The following is a 21,075-nucleotide window of genomic DNA, read 5'->3' on the forward strand; positions in this document are numbered from 1 at the left end:
CTGGCATGCCCGCAACTTCCAGTGCATCAGCTTCGCGGCTGACGCGGCTCCCACAAAAAGCGTGCAGCGTTATGGGATTGTCGGTGATGCCCCTGCCGAGCATGGCTCGGCACTACCCATCCGTGCAGCGTTATGGGTTTGTCGGTGATGCCCCTGCCGAGCATGGCTCGGCACTACCCATCCGTGCAGTGTTATGGGTTTGTCGGTGATGCCCCTGCCGAGCATGGCTCGGCACTACCGGTTGGATCAGATGTCTTCGGCTTCTTCGGTGCTTTTGCGCAGGCGGCCGATCTGTGCGGCGGCCGGGCCGCTGAAGGAGACCAGTTCGCGGCCGCGCAGCACCATGCGCCCGGTGTGGCGATCCTGGCCGTCATAGGAGTAGTCGAAACGGAAGCTGCGTTCGAAGCCCAGCCAGCCGTTGGGCAGGCGGCACAGGCGCAGGCCGGTGCTGTGCACGCTCTGGTCCAGCCACTGCACGTCGGCAGCACGGCAGGCGTTGCGGCCCAGTTCGGTGGCGCGGTCGGCAGCGGCGCGGGAGCGGTCCCAGAACGCAAAACCAATCGCGCCGACAATCATCAGGATAAGAAGGGTAGGCATGCGAGCACTTTAGGCGATCTGCTCATCCATGCGCAGCCCTCTGTTTGCGGTTGATGGCGGTGCGCGAGCAAGCCTCAGTGCGTCACCGGCGTTGGAATCGGCTCGTCCGGTGGCGGCGGCAACGGCGCGGTCGAATTGAATGCCGGCGCCGGGTTGGTCGCGGTCAACTTCAAGAGTGCGGCCCAATCCTGTCGATTGAGGTTGCACTCTTCCTCCTGGCCGGGTGAGCAGCGCTGTTCAATCGGCGAGCTCGGTACCTGCGCAGCGTTGGTTTTTGGCAACTCGAGCAGGCCAGTGCGATCAAGCATGAGCTTGCGCATCACTACTGAGTTGGCGACGTTGCCGCCGACCAGATAGAGCGTGCGGTCGCCGCCCATGTTGGCGCTGACCACGATTTCGCAGTGCGATTTCCAGTTGCCGGCACGGCCGCTGCCCAGCGCCTGGATCAATCCGGCGTAGTTCAAGGTGCTGCTGCGATCGCGCAGGAAGCACAGCATGTCGCCAGGGGCCGGCTTCTCGCTGGCCGGGTCGGCCAGGCGATACGGCATGCCGTTGCTGCCGCCCTGGTAGGCGGCCCGGATGTAGTCGATATGGCGTGGTGATCGGGTAAAGCCGGGCACGGCGGCGCGCGTCATCACCCAGGAGATGAAGGCGGCTGACCACGGGTTGTCGATCAGGAACGCGCGACAGTCGGTGTCGGTATAGCGGTTGCCGGCCGGCTGCGCGCAGCTGCTGGCGCCGGCAATGGCGCCCATCGGGCCAAGCGTGCCGCTATCGCGCCAATAGCCGACGACGCGCTGCCAGGCGATCAGGCCGTTGTCAGCCAGATGCTCGTTCTCGGCCTCGGTAACGCCGAGGCTGGCGATGCGGCCGTCGCGGTCGATGAAGGGGCGATACCAGAGGCGGTGTTCACCGCAGGCCGCTGCAACCACGGCCTTGGCGGTTTCGCTCAGGCCATAGCGCGGCGGCACGTCACAGGCTTCGGCTGCCATCGCCGGCAGGGTGGGTAACAGCAGGGTCAGGCCGCACAACAGGAATCGGTATGCCACAGCGGGCTCCGCGGGGGATATTGGGGGAGTGTCGCAGCCGGGGCCGTGTGCATGCCGTGAGTCAGCGCGGTGGCGGGCCCAGTTTCAGCGACAGATCGATGGCTTGCACGTGTTTGGTCAGGCCGCCGATGGAAATGCAGTCCACGCCGTCTTCGGCGATGGCGCGCAACGTGCTCATGTCGACGCTGCCGGAGACTTCAAGCGGAATCCGTCCGGCGGTGATGCGCACGGCATCGCGGCGCATCGCCGCGCTGAAGTCGTCGATCAGGATGCGCTCGCAACCGGCGGTTAGTGCCTCCTGCAGCTGCTGCAGGTCTTCCACTTCCACTACCAGGGGCAGTTTGGGTTGTTGCGCGCGTGCGGCGTGCACGGCGGCAGTCAATGAGCCGGCCGCGCGGATGTGGTTCTCTTTCAGCATCACCGTATCGAACAGGCCGATGCGGTGGTTGTCGCCGCCGCCGCAGCGCACCGCGTACTTCTGCGCCAGCCGCAGGCCGGGCAGGGTTTTACGGGTGTCGAGGATACGTGCCTTGGTGCCTGCCACCGCCGCGACGTAGCGCGCGGTGGTGGTGGCGGTGCCGGACAGGGTCTGCAGGAAGTTGAGCGAGGTGCGCTCAGCGCTGACCAGGCTGCGGCTGCGGCCGCTCAGGGTGGCCAGCACCGTGCCGGCGCTGACATGGTCGCCTTCCAGCACCCGCCAGTCGATCCGGACCTGCGGGTCCAGCGCGCGATGGGTGGCGTCGAACCAGGGGCGGCCGGCGATCACCGCGTCCTGCTTGCACAGCAGGTAGGCGACGTCGGCGGCATCGGGCAACAGCGCGGCGGTGACGTCGCCGCTGCCGATGTCCTCGGCCAGGGCGCGGGCGACATCGGCGTCAATCTGTTCCTGCGGCGGGGCCAGCGGCGGGTGCGGCAGCATTATTTGGCCGGGAAGTCGGTGATCTGGGCGGTGGCGATGGCTTCATCGGCCAGCAGCACCGGGATGCCGTCATCGACGCGGAAGACCTGCTTGCGGTCGCCGCTGATCAGGGCCTCGCGCAGCGGCTGGGTCTGCGGACTGCCGTCGGCGCGGGTCACGCTGCCGCTGCCGATGGCGCGGTTGAGGGCTTCCAGGCCGGCGCTTTCCAGCAGGAACAGCGGCTGGCGGGTGTCGGGGGAGACAAGCAGGTCGAGCAGTTTGCGGTCCATCAGTTCGTGGTCTTGCGGGGAAGACGGCTAGAATACGTCTTTGCAGCAGGTGACGGCCAATGACCCCCAACCACCCCGCGCCGCTAGTCGGCATCGTGATGGGTTCCCGCTCAGACTGGGAAACCATGCAGCACGCCGCCCAGAAGCTTGATGCTTTGGGCGTTCCGTATGAAGTGAAGGTAGTTTCCGCGCACCGGACCCCGGATGTGCTGTTCAGCTATGCCGAGCAGGCGGGCCCGCGTGGCCTGCGCGCGATCATCGGTGGCGCTGGTGGTGCGGCGCACCTGCCGGGCATGCTGGCTGCCAAGACCGCCGTGCCGGTGCTGGGCGTGCCGGTGCAGTCCAAGGCACTCAATGGCATGGATTCGCTGCTGTCGATCGTGCAGATGCCGGCGGGTATCCCGGTAGCGACCTTTGCCATCGGCAACGCTGGTGCATCAAATGCGGCCCTGTTTGCCGCGGCCATGCTGGCCGCCGAGCAGCCCCAGATCGGTGCTGCGCTGGAGGCTTTCCGCGCACGCCAGACCGAAGATGTGATGGCTGCGGACGATCCGCGCCAATGATCACGGTTGGCATTCTCGGTGGCGGGCAGCTGGCCCGCATGATGGCGCTGGCGGGAGCTCCGCTGGGCCTGCGTTTCGTGGTGTTCGATCCGGCCGCCGATGCGTGCGCGGGGCAGGTGGCGCCACTGCAGGTGGGCAACTTCGATGACACCGAGGCATTGGCTGAGTTCGCGGCCAAGGTCGACGTGATCACCTTCGATTTCGAAAATGTGCCTGCCGCCAGTGCGCATTGGCTGGCCGAACGCAAGCCGGTGTTCCCTAATCCGGCCGCCCTGGCGGTGGCGCAGGATCGGCTCAGTGAAAAGACCTTGTTCCAGGAACTGGGGATAGCGCTGCCGGCATTTGCCGATATCCGCAGCCGCGATGAATTGGCCGCCAAGGCTGCCGAGTTCGGCATGCCGTGCATTCTCAAGACGCGGCGGTTGGGCTACGACGGCAAGGGCCAGTTCCGCATCCGTGACGCGGCGGACATCGATGCGGCCTGGCAGACGCTGGGTGCGCAGGTCGACAAGACCGGGCTGATCCTCGAGGGCTTTGTGGCGTTCGAGCGGGAAGTCAGCGTGGTGGCCGTGCGCGGACGTGATGGCGAATTCCGTGCGTGGCCGCTGACCGCCAACTGGCATGTGGATGGGGTACTGTCGGCCAGTCTGGCGCCTGCTGCGCTGTCCGCCGAGCAGCAGGCGACCGCGATTGCCTATGCGCGCCGTGTTGCCGAGCGCTTGGACTACGTTGGCGTATTCGCGCTGGAGCTGTTCTGCCGTGGCGATGCGTTGCTGGCGAACGAAATGGCGCCGCGCGTGCACAATTCGGGTCACTGGACCAGTGATGGTGCGGAAACCTCGCAGTTCGAGAACCATATCCGCGCCGTGCTTGGCCTGCCTCTGGGCGATACCCGCATGCTCGGCCACGCCTGCATGCTGAACTGGCTGGGGCAGATGCCCGACGCCAAGCCGGTGCTGGGCGAAGCTGCCGGTCATTGGCACGACTACGGCAAACAGGCCCGCGAGGGCCGCAAAGTCGGTCACGCCAACCTGCGTGATGACGCGCCGGCGGCGCTGGCGGATGCCTTGCTGCGCGTGGGTGAGGCCTTGGGCCGGCAGGAGCAGGTCGCCCCGGTGGTTGAAGTCCTGCGTCGCGGCGGCATGACGGCGAACTAATCTTTGCCGGCGTAAGGTTCTCCAGTCCCAACTGGAGAACCCAGCCATGCTCGACTGGAATGACTACCGCCGTGAGCTGAAGGGCCGTATCGGCGAACTCGGCAAGCTCTCGCCGGATACGCTCAAGGGCTATATCACCCTGAGCGGCGCAGGCGCGCAGACCAACCGCCTGGACGGCAAGACCCGCGAATTGATCGCGTTGGCGGTGGCGGTGACTACCCGCTGCGATGGTTGCATCACCACCCATGTCGACGCTGCCCTGAAGCAGGGCGCCAGCCGCGAGGAAATTGCCGAGGCGCTGGGTGTGGCGGTCGCGCTCAATGCCGGCGCGGCACTGGTGTATTCGGCACGGGTGCTGGACGCGGTGGCTGCGCACGAGTGAGGCGGGTTTTGCTTCTGGCTCACTCAGAGAACTTTCAGATCGTCATTCCCGCGCAGGCGGGAATCGCTCTGGCTTCTGTGCTTCTGCAGTAGCCGCGCGCGTTGCCCAAGTGCACAAGTGGTTCCGAGGCTGAAGCCGGATCAGGATCGGGAGCGATTCCCGCCTGCGCGGGAATGACGACGTAGGAGCAAAGCCAAAGCCCTGCATGCTCGCCGTCGCTGGCGCTCAGCGCAGCTGCGCCTCAACGAAATCCCAGTTCACCAGTTTCCAGAACGCCTGCAGAAAGCGCGCGCGATCATTCTGGTAGTCGCTGTAATACGCGTGCTCCCACACATCGCAGACCAGCAATGGCGTGCTGTCGCCGGTCAATGGGGTGTTGGCGTTGCGGGTGCTGACAACGGCCAGCTTGCCGTCCGGGTGCTGCACCAACCAGGTCCAGCCCGAGCCAAACACGCCCAGGGCGGCCCGGTTGAACTCTTCCCGTAGTTTCTGCGCATCGCCGAATTGACGGTTGATGTGCTCGGCCAGCACTCCCTGCGGGTCGCCGCCTGCACGCGGGTGCAGACATTGCCAGAAGAAGTCGTGGTTCCATGCCTGCGCCGCCGCCTGGAACAGGCTGCCCTGGCTGTTGCGTACGATCTCCTCCAACGGCAGCGCGTCCAGCTCGGTGCCGGCGATGCGCGCATTGACCGTATCCACGTAGCCGCGATGGTGCCCGCCGTGGTGCAGGTCCAGGGTCTCGGCGGAGATGTGCGGCTGCAGCGCGGTACGGGCGTAGGGCAGTTCAGGAAGTTGGACGGGCATCGGAGATTCTTTTCGGGGCAGGGCGCCGGGAGTTGGCCGGCTCGGCTTACAATGGTCAACCACGGGAAAGTCTATCCGACCAGGACGGGCCGTTCTTTCGCAGTAGGGAGAATTCGAATGCCGGTGATGGAACAAATCCAGGCTGAGGTGGAGCAATATCCCCTTGTCCTGTTCATGAAGGGTACGCCGCAGTACCCGATGTGCGGCTTTTCCAGCCGCGCGGTACAGGCGTTGACGGCAGCCGGGGCAATCAATCTGCGCACGGTCAACCTGCTGGAGTTCCCGGAGGTGCGAGCCAATCTGCCGCGCTACTCGAACCTGGCGACCTTCCCGCAGTTCTTCATGCACGGCGAGTTGATTGGCGGCTGCGACATCATTCTGGAGCTGCTGGAGTCCGGCGAGCTCAAGCGCATCGTTGCCGAGGCCGGGCAAGCGTGAGCGCCCAGCCCCGGGGGGACGTGGGCGCCGACCTGGCTGGTCGGGTAATTCTGATAGCGGGTGCTGCGGGCGGTCTGGGCGCAGCGGCGACCCGGGCCTGCACGGAGGCCGGCGCGACGGTGGTGATGCTGGGCCGCAAGGTCGCCAAGCTCAATCGTGTCTACGACAGCGCCGCACAACTCGGCCCCGAGCCGATGCTGTACCCGCTGGATCTGGAGGGGGCCAGTCCCGATGACTACGCGGCCCTGGCCGAACGGCTGGAGTCCGAGCTCGGTCGGCTGGACGGCGTTCTTCATTGCGCGGCCGATTTCGCCGGGCTGACCCCGTTTGCTTCCGGCGATCCGGCAGCCTTCGCACGGGCGATCCACGTCAACCTGACTGCCCGTGCCTGGTTGACCCAGGCCTGCCTGCCCTTGCTGCGGCAGCGCGAGGACGCGGCGGTAGTGTTCGCGCTGGATGATCCGCGACGGGTGGGGCAGGCCTATTGGGGCGGTTACGGGGTAGCCCAGTACGGGCTGCGCGGGCTGATGGAGAGCCTGCACCATGAGCTGCGCAACGGTCCGGTCCGGGTCTGTGGCATGCAGCCGGGGCCGATGCGTACCGGGCTGCGGGCGCGTGCGTTCACCCATGAAGAAGACGCGGCGCCGGTGGATCCCGCCAACTATGCTGCCGCCAGCGTGCAGTTGCTTGCGGCTAGCGGGGCGCAGTGGCGTGGAAAGGTGTTGGACTTGGCTCCGTGACGATCCTTTCAGCGGCCTTGCTGCTGTTTCTGATCCTGGACCCGCTGGGCAACATCCCGGTATTCCTCAGCCTGCTGAAGCCGTTGACGCCCCGGCGTCAGCGGGTGGTGCTGGTCCGCGAGCTGCTGATCGCGCTGGCCGTGCTGATGGCCTTTCTGTGGGGCGGCAAATACGCGCTGGAGCTGATGCACCTGCGCCAGGAGTCGGTGGCCATCGCTGGCGGCATCGTGCTGTTCCTGATCGGCATCCGCATGATCTTCCCGCGCCCGGAGGGTCTGATGGGGGCGGTGCCGGACGGTGAGCCATTCATCGTGCCAATGGCGATTCCGCTGGTCGCCGGGCCCTCTGGCATGGCTGCGGTGATGCTGATGGGGAGCAACGAGCCGGCGCGCCTGGGTGATTGGAGCCTGGCCTTGCTGCTGGCCTGGGGTGGGACGGCGGCGATCCTGATGTCCGCAACCCTGCTGTACAAGCTGCTGGGTGCCCGCGCGCTGACCGCGCTGGAGCGCCTGATGGGCATGCTGTTGGTCGCAATTTCGGTACAGATGCTGCTGGATGGTCTGGGGACCTATCTGGCGTCAATCCGCTAACTGCTTGATCCGCCGTAGGGGGAACTGCTGCAGCGCAATGCCGCTGTCTTCTTGCAGTCATAAATTGTCATTACCGTGTTAACCTTATCTTAACCGTTGCGGCTGAAACCGCCTCGGAAGGGACCCCCAAGATTCAAGACGATCAGGCGCTCGGTTGATCCCGGGGCTGATGGATCGCGTTTTTTCTCAATCGCCAACTCGTTTCGAGGCTACCCACCTATGAATCACCCGCGTATCAAGATGTCCAAGCTTGCACTTGGTCTTGTCGTCGCTCTTGCGGCTGCACCGGCTTTCGCACAGAGCACCTCTGCCGGCGTCGGCGGTCAGGTCACCAACGTCGGCGGCCAGCCGGTTGCTGGTGCTGAAGTCACGATCACCCACACCGAGTCGGGCACGGTCAGCCGCGCAGTCACCGATGATTCGGGTCGTTACTCCGCGCGCGGCCTGCGCGTTGGTGGCCCGTACACGATCACCATCACCAAGCCGGGCGAAGGCACCAAGACCGAAGAGGGTGTTTACCTCAACCTGAACCAGGTCGGCGCGATCAACGCCCAGCTCGGCGGCGACGTCACCACGATGGCTGGCGTTGCAGTCACCGCTTCGCGTCTGATGGACACCTTCAACCCGGACAACAAGGGTGTGGGCACCTCGATCAGCGGCCGCCAGCTGGACCTGACCCCGAAGGGCAACCGTTCGCTGGATGACGTGGCGCGCCTTGATCCGCGCATCACGGTAACCGACCAGGGCACCGGCGCCATCTCGGTTGCAGGCGTCAACAACCGTTACAACAACATCTCGGTCGATGGCCTGTCCCAGGGCGACCCGTTCGGCCTGAACGCCAACGGCATGCCGTATGCGGGTTCGCCGATTTCGGTCGACACCATTGCAGCCTACGACCTGAAGGTGTCCGACTATGACGTCGGTTCCGACACCGTTGGCGCAACCGTCAATGCAGTGACCAAGTCCGGTACCAATGAGTTCCACGGCTCGGTGTACTACGCGTACAAGAATGCCGACGACATGGTCGGTTCGCGCAATGGCCAGAACTACGGCGGCTTTGACAAGGATGCCACCAAGGGTGTGACCCTGGGCGGCCCGATCGTCAAGGACAAGCTGTTCTTCTTCGCCTCGTACGAAGAGCAGGAAGTGACCAACTTCGGTGGTTCGTCCAATGCGGATGGCTACGAGAACGGTGTGGTCTCGATGGACGAGATCAACCAGGTCATCGACATCGCCAAGAACAAGTACGGCTTCGACGCTGGTACCTATGGCGCTTTCGGCGTCAACCTGGACAGCAAGCGCTACCTGGCAAAGATCGACTGGAACATCAATGACAGTCACCGCCTGAGCTTGACCCACCAGCGTACCGAAGAGTTCCTGCCGCAGCCTTACGATGCCAACAGCAACTCGGTGATCCTGAGCAGCCGCTGGTACAACAAGGACAACCTGACCAAGAACACCTCGTTGCAGCTGTTCAGCGACTGGAGCCCGAATTTCTCCACCGAGGCCAAGGTCAGCTACCAGACCTTCGATCAGATCAACGGCAACCCGCTGAATCTGCCGACGATCAACATCACCACGGCCAACAACACCACCCTGGGCAACGGTATCCGTCTGGGTGAGGATCGCAACCGTCACGAGAACCAGATCAATACCGAGAAGCTCACCGCGACGGTGTTTGCCAACTGGTACTTGAACGACCACACGCTGAAGTTCGGTGTGGACTACATGCGCAACGACGTGTTCAACCTGTATGGTCGCGATCTGCACGGTGTGTACACCTTCGCCAGCATTGCCGACTTCGAAGCTGGTCAGTACGACTCGTACAACGTCCGTCAGCCGATTGGCCAGTACGGCGTCAACGACACCGCTGCCGCGATGGTCTATACGCAGGTCAGCCCGTTCGTCCAGGACACCTGGGTTGTCAATGACAACCTGTCGCTGACCTACGGCGTGCGCGTCAATATCCCGAAGGCCAACAAGGCTCCGCCGACCACGCCTGGCTTTGAAGAAGCATTCGGTTATCGCAATGACTACCGCCTGGGCGCCAGCAACAAGGTCGTCCTGCCGCGCGCTGCGTTCAACTACACCTTCGATACCGAGCGCTACTCGCAGTTGCGTGGTGGCATCGGCCTGTTCCAGAGCGTGCCGCCGTTCGTGTGGCTGGCCAACCCGTACCAGAACAACGGCGTGACCGCTGCTTCGTTCACCTCGTACGATCCGAGCCAGTACCCGTTCAGCCCGGACTCCAACAACCAGCCGTTCCCGCCGAACATGACCGCCGATGGCGTGGCCAAGCAGGTCGATACCATCGATCCTGACTTCAAGCTGCCGACCGTTTGGAAGGTAAGCCTGGGTTATGACGCGGAACTGCCGTGGATGGGCCTGATCGGCTCGGTGGAAGCACAGCACATCAAGAACAAGGATGGCGTGTTCTACCAGGCGATCAACATCGGTGAAGTGCAGGGTCAGCTGGCTGACGGCCGTGACTACTACTACTGCAAGCTTGGTTCGATCAGCAGCTCCAACAAGAACTGCGGCCGCAATACCGCTTTCGAATACAACTCCACCAAGCTGGGCAACACCGACAAGGGTTCTTCGACGGCGGTGACGTTCTCGTTGAACAAGCCGCTGGCCAATGGCTGGTACGGCAACCTGAGCTACACCTACACGAAGGCGACCGAAGTAGGTTCGGACAACTCGTCGCAGGCGTGGTCGGGCTACCAGTTCGTATCGCGTCTGAATCCGAACGAAGAAATCGCTTCGACCGCCAGCCGTGAAGTGCGCAACTCGATCAAGGCCTCGTTCGGTTGGGAACACGCGTTCTTCGGTGACTACAAGACCAGCTTCACCGCCTTCTACAATGGTCGTGACGGCCTGCCGTATACCTGGATCATCGATGGCGATCCGAACGGCGACCGCATCTTCCAGGATCCGGCGTACATCCCGTTGGTCAACGATCCGAACGTGAGCTACGGCAATGCAACCGCCGAGCAGATTGCAGCGTTCCATGCTTTCATCGACGCCAACCCGTACCTGTCTTCGCACCGTGGCCAGATCGCCAAGCGCAATGGCGCCCGCTACCCGTGGGTGAACCAGTTCGACGTGAGCCTGCAGCAGGAGCTGCCGGGCTTCTTCAAGGAACACAAGTCGATCATTCGCTTGGACATCTTCAATTTCCTGAACATGCTCAACAAGGATTGGGGCGTGACGGAGCAGCAGTCGCAGGGCTATGACGCCCGCTACCTGGCTGGCTTGTCCGGTATGAAGGCGGATGGTACCTACGTGTACAACATCGGCAGCCAGTACCCGGAGAAGCTGACCACGTATGACTCCAACAGCGGCTACCCGCATCGTGTCGTTTCGCGCTGGTCGGCCCTGCTGACCCTGCGTTACGAATTCTGATCGGTCAGGCTGAAATGAAGTAACAGGTGAACGGCCGGGGCAACCCGGCCGTTTTCTTTTTATTGGGGGTAGCGCTAAAGTCGATCGCCAATGAATGGAGTTGAAGTGGAAATGACCAAGAACGAAGGGGCAGCGAGGGCGCTGCCGGTGCAGGACGCACGGATTTATCCGCGTGGTGGGTTGGATGTACTGTCACGGGCCGAGGTTGCGCGGTTGCGCGACGCTTCCGGTGGTGGCATGCATGAACTGCTGCGGCGCTGTGCGCTGGCAGTGCTGACCAGTGGTAGCGCCTCGGATGACCCGCGCGCTGCGCGCGACCTGTATCCGGATTTCGATGTGCAGGTGACCCAGCAGGACCGCGGTGTCCGCATCGACCTGAGCAATGCGCCGGCGGTGGCCTTCGTTGATGGCGAGATCATCCGCGGTATCGCTGAGCTGCTGTTCTCGGTGGTACGCGATCTTGCCTACATGGCGATCGAGCTGGGGCCGGAGTACGCCTCCGACCTGGAGACCTCCGACGGCATCACCAATGCGGTGTTCGGCGTGCTGCGCAATGCGCGCATCCTGCAGCCCAGCGACCCGAACCTGGTCGTGTGCTGGGGCGGTCACTCGATCTCGCGTGACGAATATCTCTACACCAAGCAGGTCGGCTATGAGCTGGGCCTGCGCGGCCTGGACATCTGCACCGGCTGCGGCCCAGGTGCGATGAAGGGGCCGATGAAGGGCGCTACCATTGCCCATGCCAAGCAGCGCAAGACCAATACCCGCTACATCGGTATCACCGAGCCGGGCATCATCGCTGCCGAGTCACCGAACCCCATCGTCAACCATCTGGTGATCATGCCGGACATCGAGAAGCGCCTGGAGGCGTTTGTCCGTCTCGGCCACGGCATCATCGTGTTTCCGGGTGGCGTCGGTACTGCCGAAGAGATCCTGTACCTGCTCGGCATCCTGTTGAGCGAGGAGAACAAGGATCTGCCGTTCCCGCTGATTCTCAGCGGCCCGGCCATTGCCGCGCCGTACTTCCAGCAGATCGACCGTTTCATCCGCCTGACCCTGGGTGACAAGGCGGCGGAGCGTTACGAGATCATCGTGGGTGACCCGGTCGGCGTGGCCCGCAAGATGTCGCAAGGCATCAAGCGGGTGCGTGAGTTCCGCCTGGCGCAGCGCGATTCGTTCTTCTACAACTGGCAGGTGGAGATCCCGCTGCCCTACCAGCAGCCGTTCGTCCCCACGCATGAAGCGATGGCTGGCCTGGACCTGCACAAGGGGCGCCCGGCGCCAGATCTTGCCGCCGACCTGCGCCGCGCGTTCTCCGGCATCGTCGCCGGCAACGTCAAGGAAGAAAGCATGGCTCGGATCGAGGAGTTCGGCCCGTTCAAGATCCACGGCGATACCGAGATGATGCAGGCCCTGGACGAGCTGCTGCGCGCGTTTGTCGAGCAGCGCCGGATGAAGATCTCCGGTGAGTACCGGCCGTGTTATCAGGTGGTTGCTTGAGTCAGCGCTGTTGATGGCAGGAGCCCTCTGCGCGCAATGTGCAGGGGGTTGTTGCCGGAGGTGGGCAGGGGCGAGCCAGTGGTGCTGATCCTGCTTGATGGATGCTTGTCCTGATGCGCAAGGCTGATGCCTGAGTTGCCTTGATGATGTGCTGTCTGGTGTTCGCTCAGGCGGGGAGAGTGACGGTCGCAATGTGGCGCCCATTCTCGATGCGAGTAGTCACTTCGCCTTCGCCATTGGTCATGGCGTGAATGCGGGCCTTCGTCGATTCCAGCCCGACCTTATGTCCATTTCGCAGTGGAAGGGTCGGTGTTGCGGGTAGGTCGTTCTCGATCGTGACCATGATTTGTTGTTTGCCTTGTGCCACCGTGACGCGGATAACGCCGCCGTCTGCGGATGGCTCGATGCCATGGTGGATGGCGTTCTCGATCAGCGGCTGGATGGAAAGCGCCGGCACCAGCAACGGCGGAAGCGGTGTGGGCAGCTGCCAGTGGATGCGCATGCGATCCCCGAAACGAAGGGCTTCGATCTCCGCATAGCGTCTACATAGTGCTATTTCCTCGGCGAGCGGGATCTCCTGTGGCCCGGCCAGTGCTGCACGGAACAGGTCCGCGAGGTCCAGCAGCAGGCGCTCGGCATCTTCCGGGCGCTGATGGACCAGTGCGGCGCCAGTGTTGAGCGTGTTGAATAGAAAATGCGGGCGGATGCGGGCCTGCAACGCCTCCAGCTCTGCCTGTGTAGTGCGCACCGCCAGTTGGCGGGCGCGCCAGTGGTTCTGGAAGGCAGCCAGTCCAAGCAGGCCGAAAATGACGATGATCCCGGTGAAGCGCAGCAGCGAGGGCAGCCAGTTCTCGGAAGAAATGGGCAGCAGGCCTTTCAGTGCCCACCAGCTCGCGGTGCAAACCAGAAGGTTGCAGGCGATCAGGACCAGTAGCGTGATATTGGCGATCCAGGTGGCTGGCAGCCGGGAAAGGGGGGAGCGCAGCAGATAGAGCGCTCCCAGGGCCGACAACGATATCCACTGCACCATCAGTGACAGGGCGCCGAACAGCACCCAGCGGCTGCCGTTATGTTCCGGCGCCAGTGCCAGGATGATGGCGAGGCCTTCCCCGGCAAGAATCGTCCAGATGATTGCCGGAGCCTTCCACAATGTGTCCAGCGGCGTGAGGGTGGGTCGTTCTGGCATGGGAGGAGGGCGGTTTGCCATTGGTCATGAGCGGTATGCCGTCCATCGGTCAGTTGGTGACTGGCGGGCGGGGCTGGCTTAGCGTGTCAGCTTAGTCAATCTGGGGAGCTTGCGCATGATCGGGAACTTGCCGACAGGTGGCGTGAGGGCGCTTGGGAAGCGCTTTGGCAAAGGCTTTACGGTGGTCGAACTGATGGTCACGGTGGCAGTGGCGGGAATCATTGCTGCGATCGCCGCACCCAGTTTCGGCAAGATGATCAGCCACAATCGGCTGGTGTCCAGTAGCAACGAAATGATCGCCGCACTGCAGGTTGCCCGGACCGAGGCGGTCACGCGGCGGGCGCAGACGACCTTTTGCCCTAGCACGGACGGCGCCACCTGTTCGGGCGGGGCGGGCAGTCAATGGATCGTGTTTTCGTCCAGGGATGGCGTCGACACGCAGCTGCGTTCGGTCGCAGCGAATCCCAAGATGATCGTGAAGACCAGTGCCAACGTAACCGGCGGCAATGGACGTATTACGTTTACACCGGCGGGTTTTGTCCAGGTGGGCGCGAAAAGCAGTGGCACCATCTCGGTGTGTGCGGCGGATCTGTCCGGCGAAAACGCGGTGGACATTTCCGCTGCGGTGGTGCGTATCACCAGTGCCAAGCGCGAGGCCGGGGCAGGGTGCTCCGCGCCGGGAGACATATGATGAGTGCTAGTCGACGTTTGAATGCCAGCCCGCGCAAGCAGCGTGGTATCGGCATGATCGAAGTGATGGTTGCTGTGCTGGTGCTGGCGATCGGGGTATTGGGCATCGCAGCTCTGCAGGCCATCACCTTGAAGAACACCGGTAGTTCTGCCAGTCGGACCCAGGCGGCTGTACAGGTGTATTCGATGATGGACATCATCCGTGCAGATCGCGCCAACATTGCCAACTACAACACCAATACCTTCGTTGAAGGTGATGGCTCCGGCGCCCCTGGCAGCATGGACGCTTGGTTGAGTGGTTTGAAGGAGGCTGTTGCACCTGATGCGATGGGCAGGGTGGTATGCATTGCAAACGATATGACCTGCACGGTCAGTGTTCAGTGGAACGACACGCGAGCCACCGGTGGCATCGCAACGGAGCAGGTCGAGGTGGCCAGTCAGCTATGAACGCCAATATGGGAGCCCGTCAGCGGGGCTTTACGCTGATCGAATTGATGGTGGCCTTGTTGTTGGGCTTGCTGGTGGTTGCTGCTGCTGGCAGCATTTTCATGTCCAATCGGCGCGTGTATGGATCCAGCGAAGCGGTGGGCCGCATCCAGGAGAACCAGCGCGCAGCGTTCGAGATGATTGCGCGAGATATTCGCGAAGCTGGCATGAATCCCTGTTCCCGGTTCAATGCTGCCAACCCGATCACGGTGCAGATTGCGGCGCCCGATGCGCAGTTCTGGAGTCGGTTCCAAAATGGTGTGTTCGGTGGTACCGACGGTGGGCGCGACTTTGTTGCGCTGTATCTTGCCAATGGCCCGCAATACCGGGTTGCAGACCACTCGCGGCCGAACAGCCCGCTGACCTTGAATACAGTGGACAAGCTGGCGGCGGGCGAGCAGCTGATCGCCTGCAACAGTGACCATGCCATCGCTTTCACGGCCACTGGCATCTCCGGGGCGACCGTGGAGCATGCCACTGGTGCCAATTGTGGGGCGGGGCTTACGCCGGCACCAGAAGCAAGCAAGTGCACCGAAGCAGAATCCGGTCCCGGCTATTGCTTCAATGTTCCGGGGGTGCCGACTGCAGCGGATTCGCTTGCTTGCCCACGAGGTATAGGCCGTTCACCAGCCTTCGTTGTGGCGCCCTACGAGGCGCGCTGGACTGTCGAGGACAATGGCCGCGGCGGTACATCGCTGTATCGCGCTGCGCAGAATGCCCGCAGCGAGATTGCCGAAGGCATTACCGGCATGACGGTGCTTTACAAGGTTGGGGATGCCGTTGGATATGTGGACGCTGCAACCGTGACTGGCGGCAACAACTGGTCGCTGGTGACGGCGATTCACCTTGCGATGACCTTCCAGGCGCAGCGCGGTGCGATGGCCGAGAGTGACGTAAAGGGCGAGGATGGTGCGGTGCTGCAGCGGACCATGCAGGACTTCATCGTGCTGCGGAACCACCAGGACGACATCCTATGAATAAGAGATATCCCTATTCGATACCTCAGCGGCAAACCGGCGCTGCGCTGATCGTGGTGTTGATGTTGCTGATTGTAATTACCCTGCTGGGCCTGGCCTCAATGCGCGGGGCGATCATGCAGGAGCGCATGGCGGCCAATACGATCTCGCGCGGGTTGGCATTCCAGGCCGCTGAGGCCGGTTTGCGCCAGGCTGAGATCGTGGTGCGTGATGCGGCCACGATCAGCTTCCCTGCGTCCGGTTGTTCAAAGGGGCGTTGCGCGATGCCGGACCCAAATGCGGAGCCCGCTTGGGCTGCGAAGGATTTCTGGGCTGATGGTGGTGGCCAATACCAGGACGGCACGGCAGTCAAGAGCGGGGATGGCGTCTCCCTTTCGCCGCGCTTCGTGATCGAGGATTTTGGTACCTCGGTCAATGGTGGCGGCGCTTCGGATTGCATTGATCTGTCCAAGGCTTGCATCAGCACCACGGAGCAGAGTGTTTACCGGATCACCGCACGTGCCACCACGCCCGCGGGCGCGGAGGTCATTGTTCAATCGTTGTATCGCCGCTGACGGGGCATGACATGAAAATCAAATCGCATTCCAAATCCGCCCTGGCCGAGCGCTTGCGCGTTGGCACGGGTGTCACGTTGGTGTCGATGATGGCTGCGGCGTCGGCGCAGGCGGCTGATACTTCGTTTCCGAACTACCCGCTGTTGACCGGTGGTGATTCGGTGCCGCCGAACATCATGATGATCCTGGATGATTCGGGGTCCATGAGTTATCTGCGCATGCCTAACGACAGTAGTTCAAGTTTGAATGATAACGTCACTGATCGTTCATATGTCACCAATACGCTTTACTACAATCCCGATAGGGACTACAACCCGTGGCGCACTTCCAGTACCGAACTCACCGCTCGATTGGGCGCGGCGAATTTTAAAGCTGTTTCCACATCAGGAACGGCCATCAGCGGTTCGTTGGACTTGCGCGGAAGTGGTGAGAGTTATTTCTATATTCCAAAACCAGGTGTCAGTAATCCTGGGACGAGTTCCGGAAACTACGACAAGTATCGCATCGCAAGCTCCAGTTCGTCAGACAGCTCCAATGGCGGTGTGGTGCAGAAGCAGGCTTCGGAATCGAAATTGGTATTAAGTGATCGCATTGCATCCATCGCCGGCAATGGTCGCTCCGTGTGCATCGGTGTGCCGGTTGCGGACTGGGAGGCAGCCGCCATCAGAGTCTCGGGTAATTCGAATACCAGATTGTATGTGTATTCGAACAGTGCTTGTTCGGCGGAAATCGATAGCAATACCAGTAATAACAATCCAAAGGACCTGGCAGTAAATGTCTCGACGTTGTCGATGGTTTACTTTCAGATCCGGAATAACAGTAACAGGGCTATCAGTGATATCAGTTATACGGTGACGCTGTCGCGAAACTGGGTGAATGCGACGCCGCCGCGCACGTCCAAGGATAAGGATGGCAATGTGCAGGGTCCCCGTACACAGGCCGAAGAGTTGCAAAACTTCGCGAACTGGTACCAGTATCATCGCACGCGGAACAAAATGGCCAAGGCTGGTGCCTCCGAGGCATTTGGCCGCTTGGGCAAGAACTTCCGTGTCGGCTTTGACACGATCTGGAACAGGGGCGGCGCGCGCGCGGACGTGGCGGGGGAATCTCCGGCCTATCCAATTCCCTATGCGACCGATGATGGGTTGTTCGCGGGTAGAAACCGCGACGATTTCTATAGCCGCTTGCAGGCGGCCGGTGCCAGCGGTAATACCCCGTTGCATGGCGCACTGCAGCGTAGTGGGCGCTATTTCAGTACCGACGACCCGTGGAAGGACGGGACGGGCAATATGCTGGCTTGTCGCCAGAACTATGCATTGCTGACTACGGATGGATACTGGAATCAGGCCGATAACGCAGGCGGATATACCACCAAGCTGGACAATGCTGATGAGGGTAGTACCTACGGGGATACCTATTCGAATACATTGGCTGACGTGGCTTATCATTATTGGAAGACGGATCTTAAGCCAACGTTGGCCAACGATGACACGCTGAACACGTGGCAGAACATGGTCACATTTGGTATCTCAATCGGCCTGCAGGGGACGATGGATCCGAATAACCCGGTGCCAGCCGGGTATAAGTGGCCTGACCCCATAAAGAACAGTGGTGCGCAACGCATTGATGATCTTTTCCATGCCAGCTTGAACGGGCATGGCAGCTTCGTTGTCGCGACCGACACGGATAAATTTGCAGACGCACTGGATGCGGCGCTGAAGAACATCGCGTCTCGCAGCGCGTCCGGTTCCAATATCGCATCCAGTTCGACCAAGACCGAATCAACGACGCTGACGTTCGTTGCTGGCTTCACTTCGGGCAGCTGGGTTGGTGACATGATCGCCAGTCCTTTCAATGCGGCACTGACTGGGGTGTCTGACAAGCCGTTGTGGACCTTGTCCAAGACCTTCGCTGCTGGCGGCGTCAATGCCAATTTCGCGCAGCGCACGGTCTTGACCAGCTTTGGTGGTAGCGCAAAGGTATTCAACAATGCACTTGCATCGTCCAGTGTTTTTGCGCGCACTGCCACCGGCAAAGCGGCGGCGGTCACGGCTGCGGACAATATCGACTTCCTGCGCGGGGTGCAGACCAAGGAAGAAGGTCAGAAGGACGGCACGCTGCGTAAGCGCGCGCACCCATTGGGTGACATTGTCGACTCCTCGCCGGCCTTTGTTGAAGACTCCGGCACGGTGTTCGTGGGGGCCAATGACGGAATGCTGCACGCCATCAGCGTGAAGGATGGCAAGATTCTGTTCTCCTACGTGCCCAAGGGTCTGGATTTCGTGGAGATGGCCAAGCTCAGTGCGCCGGACTATGAGCATCACTATTTCGTTGATGGCCAGATGGATGTCATCAGTCGTGCCAACCAGGGGAGTGGCAAGAATATTCTTGTGGCGGCACTGGGGCGTGGTGGTCGCGGTGTATTTGCGCTTGATGTGACCGACCCTGCCAGCATGGGTACCTCGAAAGTTCTTTGGGACAATACCTTCCAGACGCCGGCGACGGGCTCGGATCCCGATGGTGACATGGGCTATGTGTTCGGTGCGGTGCGCATCCGGAAGGGCAATGCAGGCAAAACATATGCGTTGGTGCCTAACGGCATCGATAGCGCCAACGGATCAGCGACCCTGTATGCCTATGAATTGTCGTCCAGTGGTTCCGTGGAAAGGACGCACAAACTGGTTGCCGATGCGGCTGGTGGCAATGGCCTGATGTCTACCGGTATGGCCGACCTGAATGGTGACGGCAAGATCGATGTGGTTTACGGTGGTGATCTGAAGGGCAATATCTGGCGCTGGAACTTCGAGGGCGTCGATCCGGGCGCCGCAGTGAAGTTGTTCCAGGCTGTTGATTCGGCAACGGCGGCAAAGCCGCAGGCGATCACCGGGGGCTTGGGCGTGGGCCGTGACACGTCCGGCAAGGTGTTTGTCGGCTTTGGTACTGGTCGTTTCATTTCCAATGGCGACGTTCCCGGTGACGGTGTCACCTCGCAGGTTCAGAGCATCTACGGAATCGTTGATACCAATACGACCATCGCCGGGCGTGCAGATCTGGAGCGACGGACCATTCCGTTCTCCGGCAAGACCAAGGACGGCCAGGATGCGCGTGGCTTTGAGTCCTACTCGGTACTGAGTGGCGGCAAGCAGGGGTGGTACATCGATCTGCCGGTTCCCGAGCGGGTGACCAGTGGGCCGACGATCTATGGCTCGGCGATGTATCTGACCTCGGTGATCCCTGCGACTGGCGTGGATTGCAGTGGCGCGAGCGGAAAGGGCTTCGTCAACGCCATCAATCTGTTTACCGGTACCAGCCCCAAGAGCGGCGGCTATTTCGCTGATCCAACGGGTTTGACTGACAAGGACGGCAACACTGGTGTGATCGGCTCCGTGGGAGTGAAGGGCGGCATGCCGACCGAAGTCAATCTCACCGATACGCTGGTGACCGTGGGTACTGGTACTGGGCCAAGTGAGCTGAGTAGCGGCACCAAGAGTGATGCGATCAACCCGCCTACCGGTGGCCTGCCGAGTCGCATCAGTTGGCGCGAGATCCTGCCGGAGTGAATGGGGAAATGAAAATGTCCAATCAGAAGGGTTTCACGCTGATCGAGCTGATGATCGCGGTGGCGATCATCGGCATATTGGCCGCGGTTGCCTATCCCAGCTATATCGAGCATGTGGTCAAGTCGCGGCGCGTTGCTGCTGCGGGGTGCATGTTGGAGAAGGCGCAGTTCATGGAGCGCTATTACACCTCGCATCCGGCGGCGGGTTATTCGGGCGCGGTACCGCCGGCAACTGGCTGTGATCAGGAGCTTGCTGACCACTATACGATCGGCTTGTCAGGCAATGCCGCTGCTGGCAGTTTCAGCTTGGTTGCTACCCCCAAGGGTTCGCAGGCCACGAAGGACACGTTGTGTGGAGAGCTCAGCCTTGACCAGGCAGGAGTTCGTGGCGTGACGGGAAGTGCTGGCTCCACCGGTGCTGCCAAGTGTTTCTGAGTTGACCGGAAGATTGAGGTTCTTCAGCAATGCCGGGCTCTGCCCGGCATTGTTTTATTGAAGCGTGCTTTGTTCGATGGCGAACTGGTGCCACATACAGAAAAGGCCTGCGATTGCTCGCAGGCCTTGATATCTGGCGCCCGAAGTTGGACTCGAACCAACGACCCCCTGATTAACAGTCAAGTGCTCTAACCGGCTGAGCTATTCGGGCGGGGAGGCGCATTCTACTTAGCCCTGAAGATTGTTGCAACACCTTCGGGCTACTTGCTGCACCTGTCGACATTGCCGCCACGCTGGCTGCGTGCGCGCCCCGCGTTGTTGATTACCACTTTGCTGAGCGGGGCGCCGCTCTCGCTGCAGATGGATAGCGTGAGGTTTGAACCGCTGCTGCGGCCGTCTGCGAGATAACGGATGCGGGTTCTGCCGATGGTGCTGAATAGTTGCAGGCCAGGGACTGGTTGTGGGTCGGCGCGGATGATGTCGGTCGGTGCGTCGGGGCGGCCGTTGCCGTCGCGATCTAGAAACATCAGCCAGTCCTTCGACCAGTCGGTGCCATTGCTGCAGTGAACGCCATTGCTGGACGGGCAGAGCACGGTTGCGGTGCGTCGGCTCACTGCTGTTGTCCTGGCCAGGTAGAGTTGCGCCATCACGGCGTTGCTGGCGGCGACCGCGCGATTGCGCTCGATCATGGATGCAAATTGTGGGGCCGCCACCCCGGCAAGTGTCGCGGCCACGCAGATGCAGACGAGTAGTTCGACCATGCTGACGCCGTATT

Annotated in this window: 21 protein-coding genes and 1 tRNA gene; 14 read left to right on the plus strand and 8 right to left on the minus strand. The window is 61.9% G+C overall.

The window, feature by feature from the left end; translation table 11 throughout:
• Window positions 1-246 precede the first annotated feature (246 nt).
• The 4 genes from ACVOLI_RS06590 to ACVOLI_RS06605 form a co-directional block, all read right to left on the minus strand.
• Window positions 247-597 (minus strand): DUF3301 domain-containing protein, encoded by a 351-nt coding sequence (locus ACVOLI_RS06590; protein ID WP_282267803.1) that lies wholly within the window; start codon window positions 595-597, stop codon window positions 247-249.
• A 74-nt stretch (window positions 598-671) separates the two neighbouring features.
• The gene (locus tag ACVOLI_RS06595; RefSeq protein WP_481534062.1) at window positions 672-1,589 is read right to left on the minus strand and encodes a DUF2272 domain-containing protein; all 918 of its coding nucleotides are present in this window, start codon (window positions 1,587-1,589) and stop codon (window positions 672-674) included.
• Window positions 1,590-1,707: 118 nt separating this feature from the next.
• Complete coding sequence (gene nadC / locus ACVOLI_RS06600) at window positions 1,708-2,565, minus strand: carboxylating nicotinate-nucleotide diphosphorylase (RefSeq protein WP_481534020.1); 858 nt, start codon at window positions 2,563-2,565, stop codon at window positions 1,708-1,710.
• Entirely contained in the window at window positions 2,565-2,834 is a 270-nt protein-coding gene (locus ACVOLI_RS06605) for a Trm112 family protein (protein ID WP_296253935.1), read from the minus strand. The genes nadC and ACVOLI_RS06605 overlap by 1 nt, the downstream gene beginning before the upstream one ends.
• Before the next feature lie 59 nt (window positions 2,835-2,893).
• Between ACVOLI_RS06605 and purE the strand changes: the two genes are divergently transcribed.
• Genes purE through ACVOLI_RS06620 form a run of 3 tightly spaced genes read left to right on the plus strand, consistent with a single transcriptional unit; the run spans window position 2,894 to window position 4,936 of the window.
• Entirely contained in the window at window positions 2,894-3,397 is a 504-nt protein-coding gene (gene purE, locus ACVOLI_RS06610; RefSeq protein ID WP_057629361.1) for a 5-(carboxyamino)imidazole ribonucleotide mutase, read from the plus strand.
• Entirely contained in the window at window positions 3,394-4,554 is a 1,161-nt protein-coding gene (locus ACVOLI_RS06615; protein WP_481534021.1) for a 5-(carboxyamino)imidazole ribonucleotide synthase, read from the plus strand. The genes purE and ACVOLI_RS06615 overlap by 4 nt, the downstream gene beginning before the upstream one ends.
• Window positions 4,555-4,600: 46 nt before the next feature.
• On the plus strand, window positions 4,601-4,936 hold the full coding sequence (locus ACVOLI_RS06620) for a carboxymuconolactone decarboxylase family protein (RefSeq protein ID WP_481534022.1): 336 nt from the start codon (window positions 4,601-4,603) through the stop codon (window positions 4,934-4,936).
• 225 nt (window positions 4,937-5,161) lie between these two features.
• Here the strand turns inward: ACVOLI_RS06620 and ACVOLI_RS06625 are convergent, their stop codons facing one another.
• Window positions 5,162-5,740, minus strand: coding sequence for a superoxide dismutase (locus ACVOLI_RS06625; RefSeq protein ID WP_481534023.1), 579 nt, complete (start codon window positions 5,738-5,740; stop codon window positions 5,162-5,164).
• A gap of 117 nt (window positions 5,741-5,857) precedes the next feature.
• Between ACVOLI_RS06625 and grxD the strand changes: the two genes are divergently transcribed.
• From grxD to ppnN, 5 genes are all read left to right on the plus strand, one after another.
• A complete protein-coding gene (gene grxD / locus ACVOLI_RS06630) occupies window positions 5,858-6,178 on the plus strand; it encodes a Grx4 family monothiol glutaredoxin (protein WP_481529975.1) in 321 nt (106 codons plus the stop codon).
• A complete protein-coding gene (locus tag ACVOLI_RS06635; protein ID WP_481534024.1) occupies window positions 6,175-6,918 on the plus strand; it encodes an SDR family NAD(P)-dependent oxidoreductase in 744 nt (247 codons plus the stop codon). Before grxD ends, ACVOLI_RS06635 begins: the two co-directional genes overlap by 4 nt.
• Window positions 6,915-7,508 carry a YhgN family NAAT transporter gene (locus ACVOLI_RS06640; RefSeq protein ID WP_296251980.1) on the plus strand — a complete coding sequence of 198 codons (594 nt, stop codon included), beginning with the start codon at window positions 6,915-6,917 and terminating at the stop codon, window positions 7,506-7,508. Before ACVOLI_RS06635 ends, ACVOLI_RS06640 begins: the two co-directional genes overlap by 4 nt.
• Window positions 7,509-7,727: 219 nt before the next feature.
• Window positions 7,728-10,913, plus strand: a complete 3,186-nt coding sequence (locus ACVOLI_RS06645) for a TonB-dependent receptor (RefSeq protein ID WP_481534025.1) — start codon at window positions 7,728-7,730, stop codon at window positions 10,911-10,913.
• Window positions 10,914-11,024: 111 nt separating this feature from the next.
• Complete coding sequence (ppnN, locus tag ACVOLI_RS06650; protein ID WP_282267774.1) at window positions 11,025-12,413, plus strand: nucleotide 5'-monophosphate nucleosidase PpnN; 1,389 nt, start codon at window positions 11,025-11,027, stop codon at window positions 12,411-12,413.
• A gap of 166 nt (window positions 12,414-12,579) precedes the next feature.
• On the opposite strand, the gene ACVOLI_RS06655 is transcribed toward ppnN, so the two are convergent.
• On the minus strand, window positions 12,580-13,599 hold the full coding sequence (locus ACVOLI_RS06655; protein WP_481534026.1) for a sensor histidine kinase: 1,020 nt from the start codon (window positions 13,597-13,599) through the stop codon (window positions 12,580-12,582).
• Window positions 13,600-13,714: 115 nt separating this feature from the next.
• Between ACVOLI_RS06655 and ACVOLI_RS06660 the strand changes: the two genes are divergently transcribed.
• The 6 genes from ACVOLI_RS06660 to ACVOLI_RS06685 are packed head-to-tail and all read left to right on the plus strand — an operon-like array spanning window position 13,715 to window position 20,300.
• Window positions 13,715-14,290 carry a GspH/FimT family pseudopilin gene (locus ACVOLI_RS06660; RefSeq protein WP_481534027.1) on the plus strand — a complete coding sequence of 192 codons (576 nt, stop codon included), beginning with the start codon at window positions 13,715-13,717 and terminating at the stop codon, window positions 14,288-14,290.
• A complete protein-coding gene (gene pilV, locus ACVOLI_RS06665; RefSeq protein WP_481534028.1) occupies window positions 14,290-14,736 on the plus strand; it encodes a type IV pilus modification protein PilV in 447 nt (148 codons plus the stop codon). The genes ACVOLI_RS06660 and pilV overlap by 1 nt, the downstream gene beginning before the upstream one ends.
• Window positions 14,733-15,752: a prepilin-type N-terminal cleavage/methylation domain-containing protein gene (locus tag ACVOLI_RS06670; protein ID WP_481534029.1), complete on the plus strand. Its 1,020-nt coding sequence runs from the start codon at window positions 14,733-14,735 to the stop codon at window positions 15,750-15,752. Before pilV ends, ACVOLI_RS06670 begins: the two co-directional genes overlap by 4 nt.
• Window positions 15,749-16,306, plus strand: a complete 558-nt coding sequence (locus tag ACVOLI_RS06675) for a pilus assembly PilX family protein (RefSeq protein ID WP_481534030.1) — start codon at window positions 15,749-15,751, stop codon at window positions 16,304-16,306. Before ACVOLI_RS06670 ends, ACVOLI_RS06675 begins: the two co-directional genes overlap by 4 nt.
• A gap of 11 nt (window positions 16,307-16,317) precedes the next feature.
• Window positions 16,318-19,866, plus strand: a complete 3,549-nt coding sequence (locus tag ACVOLI_RS06680) for a pilus assembly protein (protein ID WP_481534031.1) — start codon at window positions 16,318-16,320, stop codon at window positions 19,864-19,866.
• A gap of 14 nt (window positions 19,867-19,880) precedes the next feature.
• On the plus strand, window positions 19,881-20,300 hold the full coding sequence (locus ACVOLI_RS06685; protein ID WP_481534032.1) for a type IV pilin protein: 420 nt from the start codon (window positions 19,881-19,883) through the stop codon (window positions 20,298-20,300).
• A 134-nt stretch (window positions 20,301-20,434) separates the two neighbouring features.
• On the opposite strand, the gene ACVOLI_RS06690 is transcribed toward ACVOLI_RS06685, so the two are convergent.
• Window positions 20,435-20,511, minus strand: a tRNA-Asn gene (locus ACVOLI_RS06690).
• 49 nt (window positions 20,512-20,560) lie between these two features.
• Entirely contained in the window at window positions 20,561-21,061 is a 501-nt protein-coding gene (locus ACVOLI_RS06695; RefSeq protein ID WP_481534033.1) for a GspH/FimT family pseudopilin, read from the minus strand.
• Between the last annotated feature and the right edge of the window lie 14 nt (window positions 21,062-21,075).

This window comes from Stenotrophomonas sp. STEN029 (assembly GCF_056760015.1).

Bases quoted from the DNA above. Each gene is read 5' to 3' on its own strand.
- ACVOLI_RS06590 (WP_282267803.1), bottom strand. From the start codon at position 597: ATGCCTACCCTTCTTATCCTGATGATTGTCGGCGCGATTGGTTTTGCG.
- ACVOLI_RS06595 (WP_481534062.1), bottom strand. From the start codon at position 1,589: ATGGCAGCCGAAGCCTGTGACGTGCCGCCGCGCTATGGCCTGAGCGAA.
- nadC (WP_481534020.1), bottom strand. From the start codon at position 2,565: ATGCTGCCGCACCCGCCGCTGGCCCCGCCGCAGGAACAGATTGACGCC.
- ACVOLI_RS06605 (WP_296253935.1), bottom strand. From the start codon at position 2,834: ATGGACCGCAAACTGCTCGACCTGCTTGTCTCCCCCGACACCCGCCAG.
- purE (WP_057629361.1), top strand. From the start codon at position 2,894: ATGACCCCCAACCACCCCGCGCCGCTAGTCGGCATCGTGATGGGTTCC.
- ACVOLI_RS06615 (WP_481534021.1), top strand. From the start codon at position 3,394: ATGATCACGGTTGGCATTCTCGGTGGCGGGCAGCTGGCCCGCATGATG.
- ACVOLI_RS06620 (WP_481534022.1), top strand. From the start codon at position 4,601: ATGCTCGACTGGAATGACTACCGCCGTGAGCTGAAGGGCCGTATCGGC.
- ACVOLI_RS06625 (WP_481534023.1), bottom strand. From the start codon at position 5,740: ATGCCCGTCCAACTTCCTGAACTGCCCTACGCCCGTACCGCGCTGCAG.
- grxD (WP_481529975.1), top strand. From the start codon at position 5,858: ATGCCGGTGATGGAACAAATCCAGGCTGAGGTGGAGCAATATCCCCTT.
- ACVOLI_RS06645 (WP_481534025.1), top strand. From the start codon at position 7,728: ATGAATCACCCGCGTATCAAGATGTCCAAGCTTGCACTTGGTCTTGTC.
- ppnN (WP_282267774.1), top strand. From the start codon at position 11,025: ATGACCAAGAACGAAGGGGCAGCGAGGGCGCTGCCGGTGCAGGACGCA.
- ACVOLI_RS06655 (WP_481534026.1), bottom strand. From the start codon at position 13,599: ATGCCAGAACGACCCACCCTCACGCCGCTGGACACATTGTGGAAGGCT.
- ACVOLI_RS06660 (WP_481534027.1), top strand. From the start codon at position 13,715: ATGATCGGGAACTTGCCGACAGGTGGCGTGAGGGCGCTTGGGAAGCGC.
- pilV (WP_481534028.1), top strand. From the start codon at position 14,290: ATGAGTGCTAGTCGACGTTTGAATGCCAGCCCGCGCAAGCAGCGTGGT.
- ACVOLI_RS06670 (WP_481534029.1), top strand. From the start codon at position 14,733: ATGAACGCCAATATGGGAGCCCGTCAGCGGGGCTTTACGCTGATCGAA.
- ACVOLI_RS06675 (WP_481534030.1), top strand. From the start codon at position 15,749: ATGAATAAGAGATATCCCTATTCGATACCTCAGCGGCAAACCGGCGCT.
- ACVOLI_RS06680 (WP_481534031.1), top strand. From the start codon at position 16,318: ATGAAAATCAAATCGCATTCCAAATCCGCCCTGGCCGAGCGCTTGCGC.
- ACVOLI_RS06685 (WP_481534032.1), top strand. From the start codon at position 19,881: ATGTCCAATCAGAAGGGTTTCACGCTGATCGAGCTGATGATCGCGGTG.
- ACVOLI_RS06695 (WP_481534033.1), bottom strand. From the start codon at position 21,061: ATGGTCGAACTACTCGTCTGCATCTGCGTGGCCGCGACACTTGCCGGG.